The following is a 14,760-nucleotide window of genomic DNA, read 5'->3' on the forward strand; positions in this document are numbered from 1 at the left end:
TTTAATTGTATTGGCAGCACAAAAATCAAATCGCGGTTTGCAAGCGGCCGCCGGGCTGCAATCTCAGCCATTCCGGTCCCAGCTGATGGCGAAACCACGTCGTTTGCCGTTTGGCATATTGCCGCGTCGCTGCCTTGCAGCGCTCGACGGCCTGAGGAAAGCTGATGTCACCCGCCATGGCAGCCGAAAGTTCGCGAACACCGATCGCCTTCATCGCCGGCAGGTCGGGATCGAGGCCAAGCGCCGCAAGCCGTTTGACCTCATCGAGCGCGCCGAGATCGAGCATGCGGTCGAACCTTGTTTCGATCCGCTCGACAAGGGGGGCGCGGTCCGGCTCGATAACGAAGAACCGAGCGCTGTCGCGGTCGATCAGCGGCCGGCCGCGCGCTGCCTGCCATTCTAGGATGGAGCGGCCGGATGCGTCGAGCACCTCCAGCGCCCGCACGATGCGCTGGCCGTCGGTCGACTTCAGCTGCATGGCGACCGCCGAATCCTCATGCATCAGGATGCGGTGCAGCTTGGCTGCGCCTTGCTCCTTTAACTCGTAGCGCCAGCGGTCGCGTACCTGCTGCGGAATGTCGGGCATTTGCGAGATGCCCTCGGCAAGTGCGCGAAAATAGAGCCCGGTGCCGCCGACGAAAATCACCGGACGTTCAAAGGCGGCGTCATCGGGCTGTCGGGCGAGCGTGCCGTCATCGATCAGCTTCATCACGTCGCGCAGCCAGGCGCCGGTGGAATAGGCGGTGGAGGGATGCACATGGCCATAGAGAAAGTGCGGCGCGCGGCCGAGTTCGGCAGCGCTCGGCCGCGCCGTCAGCACATCGAGCACCGAATAGCCCTGCATGGAATCGGTGTTGACGATGACGCCGCCCTTGCGTTCGGCGAGATCGAGCGCCAGCGCCGACTTGCCGCTGGCTGTCGGCCCGGCTATCAGGATCGCGTTCTTCACGCGGCCCTCGCCCGCCTGCCCGCCCTCGCCTAGCTGCTTGGAAGTTTCGATGCCGCTCATTGCCACGCTTGTGTCTCACCCCGTCCGCCGCGCGATGTCGGCCTCGCTTGCGAATATGGCCTCACGGTCGGTCGGTGCAAGCGCTGTTCGCTGGCTGGGCGATGGCGTCGCCTGCGACCTGGTGCTACCCGAGGGGGCAGAAGCCGCTGAAGCAAGTGCCGCCTTGCGCACAGCACTTGGCTCCGAGCCGGTCGACGTGATCGTTCAGCAGGCCGAAAGCCGCCGCAAGACAATCCTGCTTGCCGATATGGATTCAACCATGATCGACCAGGAATGCATCGACGAACTCGCCGACGAGATCGGCGTCAAGGACCGCGTTGCCGCCATCACGGCACGCTCGATGAACGGCGAGATCGCTTTCGAGCCGGCGCTGCGTGAACGCGTGGCGCTGCTGAAAGGCCTCGATGCCGCCGTCGTCGGCCGCATCATCGCGAACCGCCTGACGCTGGCGTCGGGCGGCCGCGCCCTGGTGCAGACGATGCGCGCCAATGGCGCCTGGACGGCGCTTGTCTCCGGCGGCTTCGACGTCTTCACCAGCCGTGTCGCCGCCATGCTCGGCTTCGAGGAAAACCGTGCCAACCGCCTGATCGAGGAGAACGGGCGCTTTGCCGGCCTGGTCGCCGAGCCGATCCTCGGCCGCGCCGCCAAGGCCGATGCGCTGAACGAGATCTCGGCCCGCCTCGGCCTGACGCCATTCGATGCGATTGCGGTCGGCGACGGCGCCAACGACCTCGACATGATCCGCCTGGCCGGCACCGGTGTCGCGCTCCACGCCAAGCCGGCCGTTGCTGCCGAAGCCAAGGTCCGCATCGACCATGGCGATCTCACCGCGCTGCTTTATCTCCAGGGCTACCGCCAGGAAGAGTTCGCCCAATGAAACCGATGCGCACCGAGCGCCTCATCCTGCGCAACTGGGAAGACCGCGATCGCGAACTCTTCCACCGCATCAATTCGGACGAGCGGGTGATGGAATTCTTTCCGTTCCGCCGCGACCGCGCCGAGACGGATGCCAAGATGGACGAGTTTCGGGGCTGGATCGCCGAGGACGGCTTTGGTTTTGCCGCCGCCGAGATCGCCGCGACTGGGGAATGCATCGGCTTCGTCGGTCTCTTAAAGACCGATCACGTGCCGTCCCTGCCTTCCGATACGATCGAGATCGGCTGGCGGTTGGCGCCGGAATTCTGGCGCAAGGGCTATGTCACGGAGGCCTCCGAAGCCTGGCTCGCCTTTGGCTTCGAAACGCTTGACCGCGACGAGATCGTCTCCTTCGCCGTCGCGGCCAACCGCCGCTCGACGGCCGTCATGGAGCGTCTTGGCATGAGCCCTGACCCGACTCGCGATTTCGACCACCCATCCATCCCTGACAGCCACCCGCACCTCAAGCGGCATGTCCTCTACAAACTGTCACGCACGGACTGGCAGGCACGAAAAAGGGCGGCTCGCTAGCCGCCCTTTCCCTGAAGACAATCGGTTATGGGGCTTTCCGGACTCAATCCATCCGGATCGTCACGAAGCGCAACTCGCCGGTCTTCGAGGCCAGCATCAAGAGCGCGTTCTTGCGGCCCTGCTCCTTCAGCGCGCCGATCCGGTCCATGACGTCCTTCGGGGTCGCGACCGATTCCTGGGCGATTTCGGTGATCACCTCGCCGGCCTGGATGCCGCGCTCGGCGGCGGCCGAATCCTTGGTGACGTCGGTGATGACGACGCCAGAAACGTCGGCCGCGATGCCGAATTTTTTCCGTGTGTCGTCATTGAGTTCGCCGACGGTCATGCCGAGCACCGAGGCCGTGGAGACCGCGGGCGCCTTGTCGCCGCCCTTGTCCTCATCGGTAGTGCCGTCCTCACCGGCGGCGACCTTCTCGCCGTCCTCAAGCCGGCCGAGCGTCACCTTCACCGTCTGCTCGACGCCCTTGCGCACGATGATCACGTCGACCGCCTTGCCGACCGGGCTTTCCGCCACGACGCGCGGCAGGTCGCGCATTTCATGGATGTCCTTGCCATCGAACTTGATGATGACGTCGCCGGCGAGAATTGTGCCGTTGTCGACCGGTCCGCCCTTGATGACGCCGGCCACCAGCGCGCCCTTGGCGGTCGCCATGCCGAGGCTCTCGGCGATGTCGTCGGTCACCGGCTGGATGCGCACGCCGAGCCAGCCGCGACGGGTCTCGCCGAACTGGCGCAGCTGGTCGACGACGCCCGAGGCAAGCTGCGAGGGGATGGAGAAACCGATGCCGATCGAGCCGCCCGACGGCGAGATGATCGCCGTGTTGATACCGATGACCTCGCCCAGGCTGTTGAACAGCGGCCCGCCGGAATTGCCGCGGTTGATGGCGGCGTCGGTCTGGATGAAGTCGTCGTAGGGGCCGGAATTGATGTCGCGGTTGCGGGCCGAGACGATGCCGACCGTCACCGTGCCGCCAAGGCCGAACGGATTGCCGATCGCCATCACCCAGTCGCCGACGCGCATCTTGTTGGAATCGCCGAATTTCACCGCCGTCAGCTTGTGGCCCTTCGGGTCGACCTTGAGCACCGCCACGTCGGTCTTGGTGTCGGTGCCGACCAGCGTCGCCTTCAGCGTCACGCCGTCGGAGAAATTCACCTCGATATCGTCTGCATCGGCGATGACGTGGTTGTTGGTGACGACAATGCCTTGCTCGGCGTCGACTACGAAGCCGGAGCCCAGCGACTGCACCTTTTGCGCGCCGCCATCCTTGTCGCCGCCACGGTTCTTGAAGAAGTCGTCGAAGAAATCCTGGAACGGCGAACCCTCCGGCAGCTGCGGCATCGGCACCGCGCCCGGACCTTCCGTGCCCTTCACGGTCTGCGAGGTCGAGATGTTGACCACCGCACCGAGCAGGCCTTCGGCGAGGTCGGCAACCGAAGCCGGTCCGTCCGCGGCCACCGTCGGCGTCACGAAAGCCGGAACGGCAAGCGCGCCGACCATAAGTGCCGCAGCACCTGCGATGAACGTCCGCCGCGCCGCGCGCAGAAGGGTGTTGGATGTCATCGAAAGCCTCCCGGAATCTGAAAAGAAAAAGCGCTTCGGCAAAACGCCGCGTCGCGTCATGTTGGCAAGAAATACGGCACGTTTGCGGCTATGGCCACATCAGGAGGATAAATCCTCCGTTACACCTTAGAGCGGTTCGCCGTTTCGCGGAAACGGCGAACCGTTCAATCCCTTTGCTTTTACGCAATTCCGGACGGAAAACCGCTCACACTTTCCTGGAATTGCAGATCAGCGGTCCTCAGCCACGCACCAACCAGACGATGCCGACGCCGATGGCGATCGCCACCAGCCCGACGATGCGCAGCGCAATTTCCGGCGTCGACAGCACTTCGCCGGCAAGACGTTTGGCAAGGCCGGGAAAGCCGCCATAGACCAGGCCCTCGACAACGAGGACCAGGCCTATGGCCGCAAGGAAATCCTGCACCGCCCTACTGGGCGGGTGCAGGTTGTGCAGCCGGCGCGGCAGGTGCCGTCGCCGGCGCGGCAGGTGCCGTCGCCGGCGCGGCAGGTGCCGTCGCCGGAGCCGCAGGCGCCGCCGGCTTCGCGTCCGTCCCGTCCGGATTGCGGAAGAAGCGGAAGAACTCCGAGTTCGGCGACAGCACCATCGTCGTCCCGGAGTTGTCCAGCGCCGTGCCATAGGCATTCATCGACCGGTAGAAGTCGAAGAACGCCGGATCGCGTTTGTAGGCGTCGGCAAAGGTCGCGCTGCGCTGGGCTTCACCTTCACCACGCAGGATTTCCGATTCCTTGCGCGCTTCGGCGACGATTTCCACCACTTCGCGGTCGGCGCGGGCGGTGATGCGCTGCGCGGCCTCTTTGCCGCGTGCCCTCAGCCGTTCGGCCTCGGCCAAACGTTCGGCCTTCATGCGGTCGAAGGTCTGCTGCGAAACCTCGGCCGTCAGATCGGTTCGGCGGATGCGCACATCCTCGATCTGCAGGCCGAGCGAGGTGGCGTCGGGCCGAAGCTGATCGCGCACTTCGCGCATCATCACGGCCCGCTCTTCCGAAAGCGCCGCCTCGAAGTCGCGCAGACCGTAGACACGGCGCAGCGCCGCATCGAGACGCGTCCTCAGTCGTGCTTCGGCCAGTGTGATCTGACCGGACACGGCTGAGCGGAACACGCGCGGATCCGAGATGCGGTACGCGATGAAAGCGTCGACCTCGTAGAACTTGCCGCCCGAAACCTGGACGCGGATGTTGTCGAGATCGAAGCGCAGCACCCTGTTTTCGATCAACTGCACGCTGTCGGCGTCGAAGAAGGCGAAAGGCGCCTTGAAATAGATGCCGGGTTCATTCTTGACGTCGACGATCTCGCCGAACCGCAGCACGAGCGCCTGCTGGCGCGCGTTGACCACGAAGACCGAGGAGTAGAGCAGGAACAGAAGCACGGCCGCGATGACCGCGATGATGGGAAGACGATTGGCCATCACTGGGCTCCTCCCGTGGTCGCAGGCGGCGGCGCCTTCGGTTGCAGTGCCGGCAGCGGCAGATAGGGAACGACCCCTTGCCCATTGCCCTGTTCGACGATCACCTTGTTGGAATCCTTCAGCACCTTCTCCATCGTTTCCAGATAAAGCCGCCGGCGCGTAACATCGGGCGCCTTGGCGTATTCGTCATAGACCGAGATGAAGCGCTGCGCCTCACCTTCGGCTTCCTGGACGACACGGTTCTTGTAGGCTGCCGCGTCCTCGCGGATCTGCGCCGCGGCGCCACGCGCCTGGCCAAGCTTCTGGTTGGAATACTGGTTGGCCTGCTCGACGAACTTGTCTTCGTCCTGCTCGGCGCGCTGCACTTCGTCGAACGCGTCGGCCACTTCACGCGGCGGCGCCGCGTCCTCGATCGAAACCGCGTTGACATTCAGGCCGGCCTTGTAGCCGTCCAGCGTCGTCTGGATGATTTCACGCACCGACGCGGCGATGCCCTGACGGTCGTCGCGGAAGATGTCCTGGGCCGGTCGCCGGCCGACCGCTTCGCGCATGGCGCTCTCTGCGACCTGCTGCAGCATGCCTTCTGGGTCGGAGACGTCGAACAGATAGGCCCGGGGATCGGAGACCTGGTAGGCCACCGAAAACTGGACGTTGACGATGTTCTGGTCGCCGGTAAGCATCAGCCCCGACGAGTTGCCGCTCGTCGCGCCGCCACCACCGATATCGACGAGTTGTTCGGCGATGTTGGCCGTCTCGACGGTTTCGACGGGCCACCAATGGAAATGCAGACCTGGCTGCGACAGCTCCGCCTTCGGCTTGCCGAAGCGCAGCTCGACCGCAACCTCGTCCGGCTGCACGGTGTAGACCGCCTTGAACGCCCACAGCACGATCAGAGCCGCTGCGATCAGCGCAAAGACGGCCGGGCTGGCGCCGCCGCCACCGGGCAGCGCGCGCCGCAGCCGGTCCTGGCCGCGGCGGATGATGTCTTCGAGATCGGGAGGTGACCCCGGCGGGCCGCTAGGCCCCTTCGGTCCCTGCCCCCAGGGTCCCTGATTGTTGCCGCCGCCGCCCCATGGGCCGCCGCCGCCGCTCTTGTCGTTCCAGGGCATGAATGTCCTTTCGCTTGGGATTCCCTCAGCGCCGACGTTGCGGCGCAAAATCCAGTTGTTCTTCTATAGGGACGCAGCGATGCGCTTTCAACGCGATCCGCTGCCGAGCATGTCCGTTTTGGACGTTCGCGACCCTTTTATCGTCTCAATGCACGCCGCGGCGTCGCTCGTAAACCGAATAGCGCGTCGCATGGCTGTCCTTTTCACCGGCCGGAACGTCCTGAGCGCTGACAAGGCGCCACAAATCCGGATCTATGTCGGGAAAATGCGCGTCGCCATCGACCGTCGCCAGCACATGGGTGACGTGCAGCCGGTCTGCCAGCGGTAGCGCCTGCGCATAGATCTCGCCGCCACCGATGACGCAGATTTCGTCGACGCCGGCCATGCAACGCCCGCGCACCGTGGCCAGCTGGATCGCGGCTTCCAGCGAGTGCGCCACCTCGATGCCCTCGGCGCGCCAGGCCTTGTCGCGGGTCACCACGATGTTCAATCGGCCCGGCAGCGGCCGGCCGATGCCTTCATAAGTCTTGCGGCCCATGATGACGGGCTTGCCCATCGTATCGGCCTTGAAGCGCTTGAGATCGGTGGACAGCCGCCACGGCAAGCCGCCGTTGCGCCCGATGACGCCGTTCTGAGCAATGGCGACATAGATTGCGACGTCCATCAGTTGGCTTCCCCGGCGCCGTCATCCGACGGCTCCAAAAGCAATATGTCGATGTTGTGCTCGGGATAGAAATCCTGCGCCTTCGTCTCGAAGGTCGTCGGCCCAACCTTCTTGACATTGCCGCCGCAAAACGAGATCAGCGCTTTCGGGTTGCCCTTGTCGACGGTCAGCTTGAACTTGCCGATGCTGCCATTGGCCCAGTTGCCGCCGGTGGTCAGGATATAGGCAATGCGGTTCTCGTAAAAATGCGGATAACCGTCGGCCTTGGCGGCCTGCCGCACCGCATTCTCGAAGCTGTCGTCCATGCAGTAGCGGGTCTTGTAGTTCGTGTACTGGCTGCCCTCGGTGAACTTGCCGTCATAGAAGAAACTCACCGATGACGTGCCGCCGACGCTCGGTTTGTAGCGGTGCGAGACGTGGACATCCTTGTTGGCCGGAAATATCGCGCGCCACCAATAGGTCGAGCGCAACTGCCACCACGGCGTATAGACCTTGTTCGCCTCGGTACCGTCGCTGCCCGTATCCTCGATGATGATGCCGCGGTTTTCCCAATCCTCGGCGACCGTTTTCGGCAGCTTCGCCAGGGCCGCCTTGGCCGCATCGCCGAACGGATTGAACGGCACGTTCTGCGCCTTCAGATCGGCGCCGATATCGATGCCGACAGCAAACACTTTCTGCTCGAGCTGCGGCTTTGCCGGCGCTCCGTCGATCGTCACCTCGAAGCCAAGGAAATTGTCGCTCTGGTTTTCCGGGATGGCCGGCATTTCCTCCGGATTGCCTTCGATGTCCGGCAGCGGAAAAGCGACGATGGCATTTACATCCTTGTCGGTGTTGTTGTGGAAGACGTAGTCGACCGTGATCTTTTCCGGCGAGATATAGAGGTCCTCGCTTTGCATCGACACCGCGTCGCTACGCGACAGGATCAGGCCACCTGTGCCGAGTTCGGCGGTCGTATCATTGGCCAGCGCGGGCACAGCTAAAAGCGCCAGCGCTACGGACAGAACATATTGCAACATCGAAGCCCCTCGCCAAGAATGCCGCGACCCTAGCCGTTTCAATGTGGCGTTTCAAAGCCTTCCGTCTCCCAGCAGGACGCCACAGTGTCTGGACACGCCAATCGGCGGTCTGGACTAACAGGTTTCGATCGGGCAGGAGTTCGCGTCATGCGCAAGCTTCTCGTCATCGGCATCGGCGCCGGCAATCCCGACCATATGACCGTGCAGGCCATATCAGGCCTAAACCGGGCGGACGTCCTGTTTATCCCCGACAAGGGGGCGAAGAAGAACGACCTTGCCGAATTGCGCCGCCATATCTGCGACCGTTTCGTCAGCAATCCGAAATCGCGCCGCGTCGAGTTCGACGTGCCGGTGCGCGCCGAGCCGGCGCCTTCCTATCGCTCGACCGTCGATGACTGGCACGAGGCCATCGCCCAGATTTATGAGAGCCTGGTCCGCGACGACCTTGCCGAGGACGGCTGCGGCGCCTTCCTGATCTGGGGCGACCCCTCGCTCTATGACAGCGCGCTGCGCATCCTCGCGCGCGTACGACTGAGGGGCAATGTCGCATTCGAACTGGAGGTCATTCCCGGCATCACCGCCGTCCAGGCGCTAGCCGCCGGCCACAAGATGGCGCTGAACCGCATCGGCGACCCCGTGCTGATCACCACCGGCCGCCGCCTCGCCGAACAAGGCATGCCGCACAATGCCGGCAGCGCCGTGGTCATGCTCGACGGCAAATGCGCCTTCAACACGCTGGCAGACAAGGATCTGATCATCCATTGGGGCGCCTATCTCGGCACACCGGACGAGATCATCGTTTCCGGTCGCCTGGGTGATGTCGGCGAGGAGATTGAGAGGACGAGAGAAGAAGCCCGGAAAAGAAAGGGCTGGATCATGGACACCTATCTGCTGCGTAAAGCAGGAGAGCCCGAGGAATAGCGCGCTCAAAGGTCGAGTTCCTTCGCGCCCCCCTCTGTCCTGCCGGACATCTCCCCCTCTAGTGGGGAGATTGGCCGTCACGGAGGATTTCGCCAATCGCCTAACAGATTAGCGCCCGTCTACGGGCTAGCTGATCTCCCCCCTTGCGGGGGAGATGTCCGGCAGGACAGAGGGGGGTGTGACGGATCGCAAGCTTCAACCCTCACCCAGCATCAATCTCCGCCTGCAAGGCGTCCATATGCGTGGCCGCCGCTGCCGCCGCAGCGCGCTCGATAGCGCGAAAACGGCTCACAACTGCAAGGCCAACTGAGGTCAGCTGTGCGCCGCCGCCCTTTTTGCCGCCGGTCTGCGCCGCGACCAGTGGCTTGCCGAACACACGGTTCATATCTTCCACCAGATCCCAGGCGTGCTTGTAGGACATCTCCATGCCGCGTGCCGCAGCCGAGATCGAGCCGAAAGTGTCGATCTGCTCCAGCAATTCGATCTTGCCCGGACCTATGCGCCCGTCCGGATCGAGATTTATCCGCAGGCTCAGCGACGGCATCTCTTGTCCTCCACAGTCACACTAGCCCCTCTCGACCCATAGCGCTATTCCAAAACGATATAGCGGCTATCAGCCATCCGCTTCGGCCGGCAGGCCGGCGCCGGTGTTGGCACGGTCGAAACTGACCGTCTTGATCACCGCGAACACCTTGCCGCCGAGTTGAAGGTTCAGTACCTGCCTGGATTGTTCGGTAATGCGCGCAAGCACGGTTGCGCCATTACAGTCGATGCCGATTTCGACCGTCGGCCCCTCGCCCGAGCCGATTGCGACGATGGCGCCCGGCAGGATGTTGAGCGCACTGAGACCTTTCGGCTGTTCGGTGGCTATCATCACGTCGCGGGCGCGGATTCGGATGCGCACAGGCGCGCCGACCGAGACCGCCAATTGCGGCACCCGGATTTCGCCCGCCGCCGAGCCGAGCACGGTCATCCCGAAGATCTCATCATGGCGCAGCACCTTGGTGTCGAGAACCGCGCCGCCCTCGCCGCGTTCCTCCGCCGGCAGCAATTCGAGCCGTTGCATGATCTCGCCGGTCGGGCCTGAGGCAGCGACCTTGCCTTGCGCCATCACCACCACGTCGCTGGCCAGCCGCGCCACCTCGGCGACGGAGTGGCTGACATATACGATGGGCAGCTTGGTCTCGTCGCGCAGCCGCTCGATATAGGGCAGGATCTCGGCTTTGCGCGCATCGTCGAGCGAGGCCAGCGGCTCGTCCATCAACAGCAGTTTCGGGCTGGCAAGCAGCGCCCGGCCGATCGCCACGCGCTGCTTCTCGCCGCCCGAGAGCTTTGCCGGTCGCCGGTCGAGCAGAGGACCGATGCCGAGCAGTTCGACGACCGCGTCGATATCCGCATAGCGCTCCGCCGGTGGCGTGAACCAGCGGCCATAGCGCAGATTGCCGGCCACGCTCATATGCGGAAACAGCCGCGCGTCCTGGAACACCATGCCGATCCGGCGCTTGTGCTTCGGCACGAAAATGCCGGCATCGGTGTCGACCAGCACACAGCCGTCGACCGCGATACGGCCCTTGGTCGGCCGGATCAGGCCGGCGATCACGTTGATCAGCGTCGTCTTGCCGGAGCCCGAGGGCCCGAACAGCGCCGTCAGCCGCCCGGCGCTTTCGAAACGCGCGTCGACGGCGAAACCGCCGAGCCGATGGCTGATGTCCACCAGCACGCTCATTCGATGTCCATCCGCCGGCCGACGCGCCGCGCCAGCACTTCCGAGGCGACCAATGCGGCCATCGAGATGACGATGGAGATCAGCGTCAGCCTGAGTGCCCCGTCATCGCCGCCAGGCACCTGCGTGAAGGTGTAGATCGCCGAAGGCAGCGTCTGCGTCTCGTTGGGAATGTTGGAGACGAAGGTGATTGTGGCGCCGAACTCGCCCATCGCCTTGGCGAAGGACAGGATCGAGCCGGCGATCAGCCCGGGCAGGATCAGCGGCAGCGTGATGGTGGCGAAGACCCAGAGCGGGTTGGCGCCGAGCGTTCCCGCCGCTGCCTCCATTTTGCGGTCGACCGCCTCGATCGACAGCCGGATCGCCCGCACCATCAGGGGAAAGCCCATGATACCGCAGGCCAGTGCGGCGCCGGTCCAGCGAAACGAGAAGACGATGCCGAAATGCTCGGCCAGGAACGCTCCCGCCGGCCCGCGCCGGCCGAAGGTAAGCAGCAAGAGATAACCTGTCACCACCGGCGGCAGGATCAACGGCAGGTGAACCACACCGTTGAGCAGCGTCTTGCCCCAGAATTTTCCGCGGGCCAGCAAAAGCGCCATCAAGATGCCCGGCGGCAGGCTGAACAGCATCGCCACCGTCGCCACCTTGATCGACAGCCGGACCGCATTCCATTCGTCGGGAGTGAGGTCCAGCAGCCAGTTCATGCGTCAGCCGCTACCTTAATTGCTCGGCGTGAGCACGGTGAAACCCTGATCCCTAAACAGCTCCACCGCCTTGGCGGACTGCAGGCACTTCAGGAAAGCCGGGGTATCCTTGTCCTTCGAATCGGTGGTCTGGGCAACCGGATAGATGATCGGCGGGTGCGAATCCTCCGGGAAGGTGCCGACCACCTTGACTCCCATGTCGGCATGCGCGTCGGTGGCATAGACGATGCCGAGCGCGGCCTCGCCCGTTGAAACCAGCTTCAGCGCGGCGCGCACATTCTCGGCCTGCGCCACCTTGCCTTCGACCGACGACCAGACGCCGAGCGATTCAAGTGCCGCCTTGCCGTATTTGCCGGCCGGCACCGCCTTGAAATCGCCCATGGCGAGCTTGCCGTCGCCGATCAGCTTGGCGAGATCGAAGCCTTTCTCGATCCTGGTTTCGACAGTCGAATCCTTCGGCGCCACCAGCACGATCTGGTTGCCGAGCAATTTCACCTCGGTGTCCGGCTTGGTCAATTTCTTGTCGGAGAGATATTTCATCCAGTCAAGATCAGCCGAGATGAACACATCGGCGGGCGCCCCGAGTTCGATCTGCTTGGCCAGCGCCGAGCTCGCGGCGTAGGAGACGGTCGCCAATTCACCGACATCGGCTTCGCAGGCCTTGGTGACGGCGTCGAGCCCGTCCTTGAGGCTGGCTGCCGCGAACACGATCACCTTGTCTTCTGCATGCGCGGCCGGCATCGCGGCCATCACCGCTGCGGCAAAGCCGCCAATCGCGATCGCCCTCAATCCAAAACCTTTGTGCCCCAACATGAAAACTCTCCCTGGGCTTGAAATCTGCTGGCTCGACTCCTGCCGACCGATATATCTGGATGAATATAACAAGGGAAGGCCGCCTCCCTGCGAAAGCGTATGGTCGGCATCGATTGTTCTGGTTTGGACGTGCACCGAACCCGGAAAAGAACTTCGATGAAGATCAGCGCCCGCAACATCCTCAAGGGAATGATCGTCGAGATCGTCAAAGCACCTCGCCTGTCCGCGGTGATGTCGCCGGCTCCGTCGTCACGCTTCGATCACCAACGAGGCCGTTGCCGATCTCAAGCTCGAAAAAGGCAAGCAGCCTATGCCATGATCAGGCAACCGACGTCATGGTCGACATCGATTGAGGGTCGGAATTGATTGAAGGTGGGCGGATCAGACCGCGATTGGCGCCTTGATCGACGCGTCGGCAAAATAGTTTTCCAGCCGGAAATCCTCGAAGCGGAAGGCGAACAGGTCCTTCACTTCCGGATTGATCCACAGCGTCGGCAGCGCCTTGGGCGTGCGACGCAATTGCTCGCGCGCCTGCTCGAAATGGTTGGAATAGAGATGCGCATCGCCCAGCGTATGGACGAACTCGCCGGGCTTTAGCCCGGTCACCTGCGCCACCATCAAGGTCAGCAGCGCGTAGGAAGCGATGTTGAAGGGTACCCCGAGAAAAATGTCGGCCGAGCGCTGGTAGAGCTGGCAGGACAGCTTGCCTTCCGAGACGTAGAACTGGAACAGGCAGTGGCACGGTGGCAGCGCCATCGCCTCCACTTCGGCCGGGTTCCACGCCGAAACGATCAGCCGGCGTGAATTCGGATTCCGGCGTATCTCCTTCAGAACATTGGCAATCTGGTCGATCGACCCGCCATGGCCATCCGGCCAGGAGCGCCACTGCTTGCCATAGACCGGGCCGAGATCGCCATTCTCGTCGGCCCATTCGTCCCAGATCGAAACGCCATGATCTCTAAGGTATTTGATGTTGGTGTCGCCGGCCAGGAACCACAGGAGTTCATGGATGATCGACTTCAGATGCAGCTTCTTGGTGGTGGTGACGGGAAAGCCGCGCGACAGGTCGAAGCGCATCTGGTAGCCGAACACCCCACGCGTGCCGGTGCCCGTGCGGTCGCCACGATCGGCGCCATTGTCCAGCACATGCTGCAAAAGGTCGAGATACTGGCGCATCGGCTTCGCCTCGATTCGGGATCGTCAGCATCATAGCCGACTGGCCGCCGGCCGAACACAGCAAAAGGGACCAGAACGCGGCTTGCCCCATCTCTCAAGAGGTGGCGCTGCCCCTCACCTGCCTGCCGCCAACCTCTCCCCGTATAGGACGGGGAGAGGGGCGCTGTCATCAGCGGTTTCGCCAATCACAAGCGTTCGAGAGAGAGAGCCAAGGCTGCGGTCAGCCCTTTCTCCCCGTCACTATACGGGGAGAAATGCCCGGCAGGGGCAATGAGGGGCGGTGCTGACCTCCAGGTGAGGAGCAAATCAAGCGCGCTCTGCCTATCGGCAATAATCTCTACAAAGAGCCGAGCTTGCCCAGATCCTTGGCGACCAGATAGTAGAAAGTCACGCGGCTCTTGGAGCTGTCGGCGGCCAACGCCTTGCAGGTCTTCTCGATCGCTGAGTCGGCTTTCGCCCCGTCGGTCACGCCGAGTTTCTTGGCAACCCAGTTGGTCTTGACGCGCTCCAATTCCTTGGGGTCGGTGCAGGATACCAGCGAGGAATCGCGGTTGCGCAACGCAATGCCCAGATGTTTCACAATCTTGGCAACCACATCGGCATTTGCGGCGGCGTCGTATTTCTTCACGTCTGCGAGATAATCGGCCATCAAATTTCCCCATGTCGGCGCCACGGGATCCGATCGATGAGGGCTGTGGCGCGCTGCCGCAACTTGTGCGCTCGGTCGGTACTCCTCACCGTCGCAAAGCTTCGGTTGAGACCGCGCGCGAGTCAACCCTCGGCGCCGCAGTTTGGTGCGGCCAAGAAGTGTCATTGCGGCCTTTCATTTTGTGCGCCGCCCCCCTATATTCGTTTTGTCGGCTTGACCGACTATGGCGATAAATGGGCGATGTAATAAGCCGTTCGGACCCGGGGGCGGTACCCGGCGCCTCCACCAAGAACCGCTCTGTGATCAGAGCGGCTGTTGCTGGGGGCGAAATAGGATCGACGAAGGTGTAAAGATCGTACTTTTGCCCGGCATGGTACCACCGTCATCGGGCTAAACCTGTAGTTGCAAATGACAACTATGCGGAAGCACGTCTCGCCGCGTAAGCGGTGCGATAGCTTCAAATCAAGCCCTAGAGGTTCGCACTTCTAGGCGGGGTTCGGAGGTACCTGGCAACAGAAACCTCCACTTCTCCCCTCCTCGAT

At 63.3% G+C, this 14,760-nt stretch carries 17 protein-coding genes and 1 other RNA gene; 5 read left to right on the forward strand and 13 right to left on the reverse strand.

Annotated elements, in window-relative coordinates:
- Positions 1-25: 25 nt before the first annotated feature.
- Positions 26-1,009, reverse strand: coding sequence for a tRNA (adenosine(37)-N6)-dimethylallyltransferase MiaA (gene miaA, locus NKK52_RS13775; RefSeq protein ID WP_023682085.1), 984 nt, complete (start codon positions 1,007-1,009; stop codon positions 26-28).
- On the opposite strand from miaA, the gene serB reads away from it, so the two are divergent.
- Both serB and NKK52_RS13785 read left to right on the forward strand, forming a co-directional pair.
- A complete protein-coding gene (gene serB, locus NKK52_RS13780; protein ID WP_023682086.1) occupies positions 999-1,886 on the forward strand; it encodes a phosphoserine phosphatase SerB in 888 nt (295 codons plus the stop codon). The two genes, miaA and serB, sit on opposite strands and share 11 nt — an antisense overlap.
- A complete protein-coding gene (locus tag NKK52_RS13785) occupies positions 1,883-2,455 on the forward strand; it encodes a GNAT family N-acetyltransferase (RefSeq protein WP_023682087.1) in 573 nt (190 codons plus the stop codon). The genes serB and NKK52_RS13785 overlap by 4 nt, the downstream gene beginning before the upstream one ends.
- 43 nt (positions 2,456-2,498) lie before the next feature.
- Here the strand turns inward: NKK52_RS13785 and NKK52_RS13790 are convergent, their stop codons facing one another.
- From NKK52_RS13790 to NKK52_RS13815, 6 genes are all read right to left on the reverse strand, one after another.
- Positions 2,499-4,016 carry a DegQ family serine endoprotease gene (locus NKK52_RS13790; protein ID WP_023682088.1) on the reverse strand — a complete coding sequence of 506 codons (1,518 nt, stop codon included), beginning with the start codon at positions 4,014-4,016 and terminating at the stop codon, positions 2,499-2,501.
- 238 nt (positions 4,017-4,254) lie between these two features.
- Positions 4,255-4,440 (reverse strand): DUF2065 domain-containing protein, encoded by a 186-nt coding sequence (locus NKK52_RS13795; protein WP_023668333.1) that lies wholly within the window; start codon positions 4,438-4,440, stop codon positions 4,255-4,257.
- 4 nt (positions 4,441-4,444) lie between these two features.
- Positions 4,445-5,443, reverse strand: a complete 999-nt coding sequence (gene hflC / locus NKK52_RS13800; RefSeq protein ID WP_286457240.1) for a protease modulator HflC — start codon at positions 5,441-5,443, stop codon at positions 4,445-4,447.
- Positions 5,443-6,552: an FtsH protease activity modulator HflK gene (gene hflK / locus NKK52_RS13805; RefSeq protein WP_023682090.1), complete on the reverse strand. Its 1,110-nt coding sequence runs from the start codon at positions 6,550-6,552 to the stop codon at positions 5,443-5,445. Before hflK ends, hflC begins: the two co-directional genes overlap by 1 nt.
- Positions 6,553-6,697: 145 nt before the next feature.
- Positions 6,698-7,216 (reverse strand): dihydrofolate reductase, encoded by a 519-nt coding sequence (locus NKK52_RS13810; RefSeq protein ID WP_023682091.1) that lies wholly within the window; start codon positions 7,214-7,216, stop codon positions 6,698-6,700.
- Positions 7,216-8,232 carry a DUF4424 domain-containing protein gene (locus tag NKK52_RS13815; RefSeq protein ID WP_023682092.1) on the reverse strand — a complete coding sequence of 339 codons (1,017 nt, stop codon included), beginning with the start codon at positions 8,230-8,232 and terminating at the stop codon, positions 7,216-7,218. Before NKK52_RS13815 ends, NKK52_RS13810 begins: the two co-directional genes overlap by 1 nt.
- 147 nt (positions 8,233-8,379) lie before the next feature.
- Between NKK52_RS13815 and cobF the strand changes: the two genes are divergently transcribed.
- Positions 8,380-9,153, forward strand: coding sequence for a precorrin-6A synthase (deacetylating) (gene cobF / locus NKK52_RS13820; protein ID WP_023682093.1), 774 nt, complete (start codon positions 8,380-8,382; stop codon positions 9,151-9,153).
- 202 nt (positions 9,154-9,355) lie between these two features.
- Here cobF and NKK52_RS13825 read toward each other — a convergent pair whose 3' ends face one another.
- From NKK52_RS13825 to modA, 4 genes are all read right to left on the reverse strand, one after another.
- Positions 9,356-9,697 (reverse strand): winged helix-turn-helix domain-containing protein, encoded by a 342-nt coding sequence (locus tag NKK52_RS13825; protein ID WP_023682094.1) that lies wholly within the window; start codon positions 9,695-9,697, stop codon positions 9,356-9,358.
- Between the two features lie 69 nt (positions 9,698-9,766).
- Positions 9,767-10,879, reverse strand: coding sequence for a molybdenum ABC transporter ATP-binding protein (modC, locus tag NKK52_RS13830; protein ID WP_023682095.1), 1,113 nt, complete (start codon positions 10,877-10,879; stop codon positions 9,767-9,769).
- On the reverse strand, positions 10,876-11,580 hold the full coding sequence (gene modB, locus NKK52_RS13835; protein ID WP_023682096.1) for a molybdate ABC transporter permease subunit: 705 nt from the start codon (positions 11,578-11,580) through the stop codon (positions 10,876-10,878). The genes modC and modB overlap by 4 nt, the downstream gene beginning before the upstream one ends.
- A gap of 15 nt (positions 11,581-11,595) precedes the next feature.
- Positions 11,596-12,390 carry a molybdate ABC transporter substrate-binding protein gene (gene modA / locus NKK52_RS13840; RefSeq protein WP_156939240.1) on the reverse strand — a complete coding sequence of 265 codons (795 nt, stop codon included), beginning with the start codon at positions 12,388-12,390 and terminating at the stop codon, positions 11,596-11,598.
- A 159-nt stretch (positions 12,391-12,549) separates the two neighbouring features.
- Between modA and NKK52_RS13845 the strand changes: the two genes are divergently transcribed.
- Positions 12,550-12,759 (forward strand): hypothetical protein, encoded by a 210-nt coding sequence (locus NKK52_RS13845; RefSeq protein ID WP_245263047.1) that lies wholly within the window; start codon positions 12,550-12,552, stop codon positions 12,757-12,759.
- A 15-nt stretch (positions 12,760-12,774) separates the two neighbouring features.
- Here the strand turns inward: NKK52_RS13845 and NKK52_RS13850 are convergent, their stop codons facing one another.
- Together NKK52_RS13850 and NKK52_RS13855 are read right to left on the reverse strand one after the other, a co-directional pair.
- Positions 12,775-13,569 carry a thymidylate synthase gene (locus NKK52_RS13850; RefSeq protein ID WP_023682098.1) on the reverse strand — a complete coding sequence of 265 codons (795 nt, stop codon included), beginning with the start codon at positions 13,567-13,569 and terminating at the stop codon, positions 12,775-12,777.
- A 337-nt stretch (positions 13,570-13,906) separates the two neighbouring features.
- The gene (locus tag NKK52_RS13855) at positions 13,907-14,218 is read right to left on the reverse strand and encodes a DUF2853 family protein (RefSeq protein ID WP_023668323.1); all 312 of its coding nucleotides are present in this window, start codon (positions 14,216-14,218) and stop codon (positions 13,907-13,909) included.
- 168 nt (positions 14,219-14,386) lie between these two features.
- Here NKK52_RS13855 and ssrA point away from each other — a divergent pair.
- Positions 14,387-14,745: a transfer-messenger RNA gene (gene ssrA / locus NKK52_RS13860) on the forward strand.
- Positions 14,746-14,760 lie beyond the last annotated feature (15 nt).

Origin of the sequence: Mesorhizobium sp. C277A, from assembly GCF_040324395.1 — a bacterium.
Taxonomy (GTDB): domain Bacteria; phylum Pseudomonadota; class Alphaproteobacteria; order Rhizobiales; family Rhizobiaceae; genus Mesorhizobium.

Bases quoted from the DNA above. Each gene is read 5' to 3' on its own strand.
- serB (WP_023682086.1), top strand. From the start codon at position 999: ATGCCGCTCATTGCCACGCTTGTGTCTCACCCCGTCCGCCGCGCGATG.
- miaA (WP_023682085.1), bottom strand. From the start codon at position 1,009: ATGAGCGGCATCGAAACTTCCAAGCAGCTAGGCGAGGGCGGGCAGGCG.
- NKK52_RS13785 (WP_023682087.1), top strand. From the start codon at position 1,883: ATGAAACCGATGCGCACCGAGCGCCTCATCCTGCGCAACTGGGAAGAC.
- NKK52_RS13790 (WP_023682088.1), bottom strand. From the start codon at position 4,016: ATGACATCCAACACCCTTCTGCGCGCGGCGCGGCGGACGTTCATCGCA.
- hflC (WP_286457240.1), bottom strand. From the start codon at position 5,443: ATGGCCAATCGTCTTCCCATCATCGCGGTCATCGCGGCCGTGCTTCTG.
- hflK (WP_023682090.1), bottom strand. From the start codon at position 6,552: ATGCCCTGGAACGACAAGAGCGGCGGCGGCGGCCCATGGGGCGGCGGC.
- NKK52_RS13810 (WP_023682091.1), bottom strand. From the start codon at position 7,216: ATGGACGTCGCAATCTATGTCGCCATTGCTCAGAACGGCGTCATCGGG.
- NKK52_RS13815 (WP_023682092.1), bottom strand. From the start codon at position 8,232: ATGTTGCAATATGTTCTGTCCGTAGCGCTGGCGCTTTTAGCTGTGCCC.
- cobF (WP_023682093.1), top strand. From the start codon at position 8,380: ATGCGCAAGCTTCTCGTCATCGGCATCGGCGCCGGCAATCCCGACCAT.
- NKK52_RS13825 (WP_023682094.1), bottom strand. From the start codon at position 9,697: ATGCCGTCGCTGAGCCTGCGGATAAATCTCGATCCGGACGGGCGCATA.
- modC (WP_023682095.1), bottom strand. From the start codon at position 10,879: ATGAGCGTGCTGGTGGACATCAGCCATCGGCTCGGCGGTTTCGCCGTC.
- modB (WP_023682096.1), bottom strand. From the start codon at position 11,580: ATGAACTGGCTGCTGGACCTCACTCCCGACGAATGGAATGCGGTCCGG.
- NKK52_RS13845 (WP_245263047.1), top strand. From the start codon at position 12,550: ATGAAGATCAGCGCCCGCAACATCCTCAAGGGAATGATCGTCGAGATC.
- NKK52_RS13850 (WP_023682098.1), bottom strand. From the start codon at position 13,569: ATGCGCCAGTATCTCGACCTTTTGCAGCATGTGCTGGACAATGGCGCC.
- NKK52_RS13855 (WP_023668323.1), bottom strand. From the start codon at position 14,218: ATGGCCGATTATCTCGCAGACGTGAAGAAATACGACGCCGCCGCAAAT.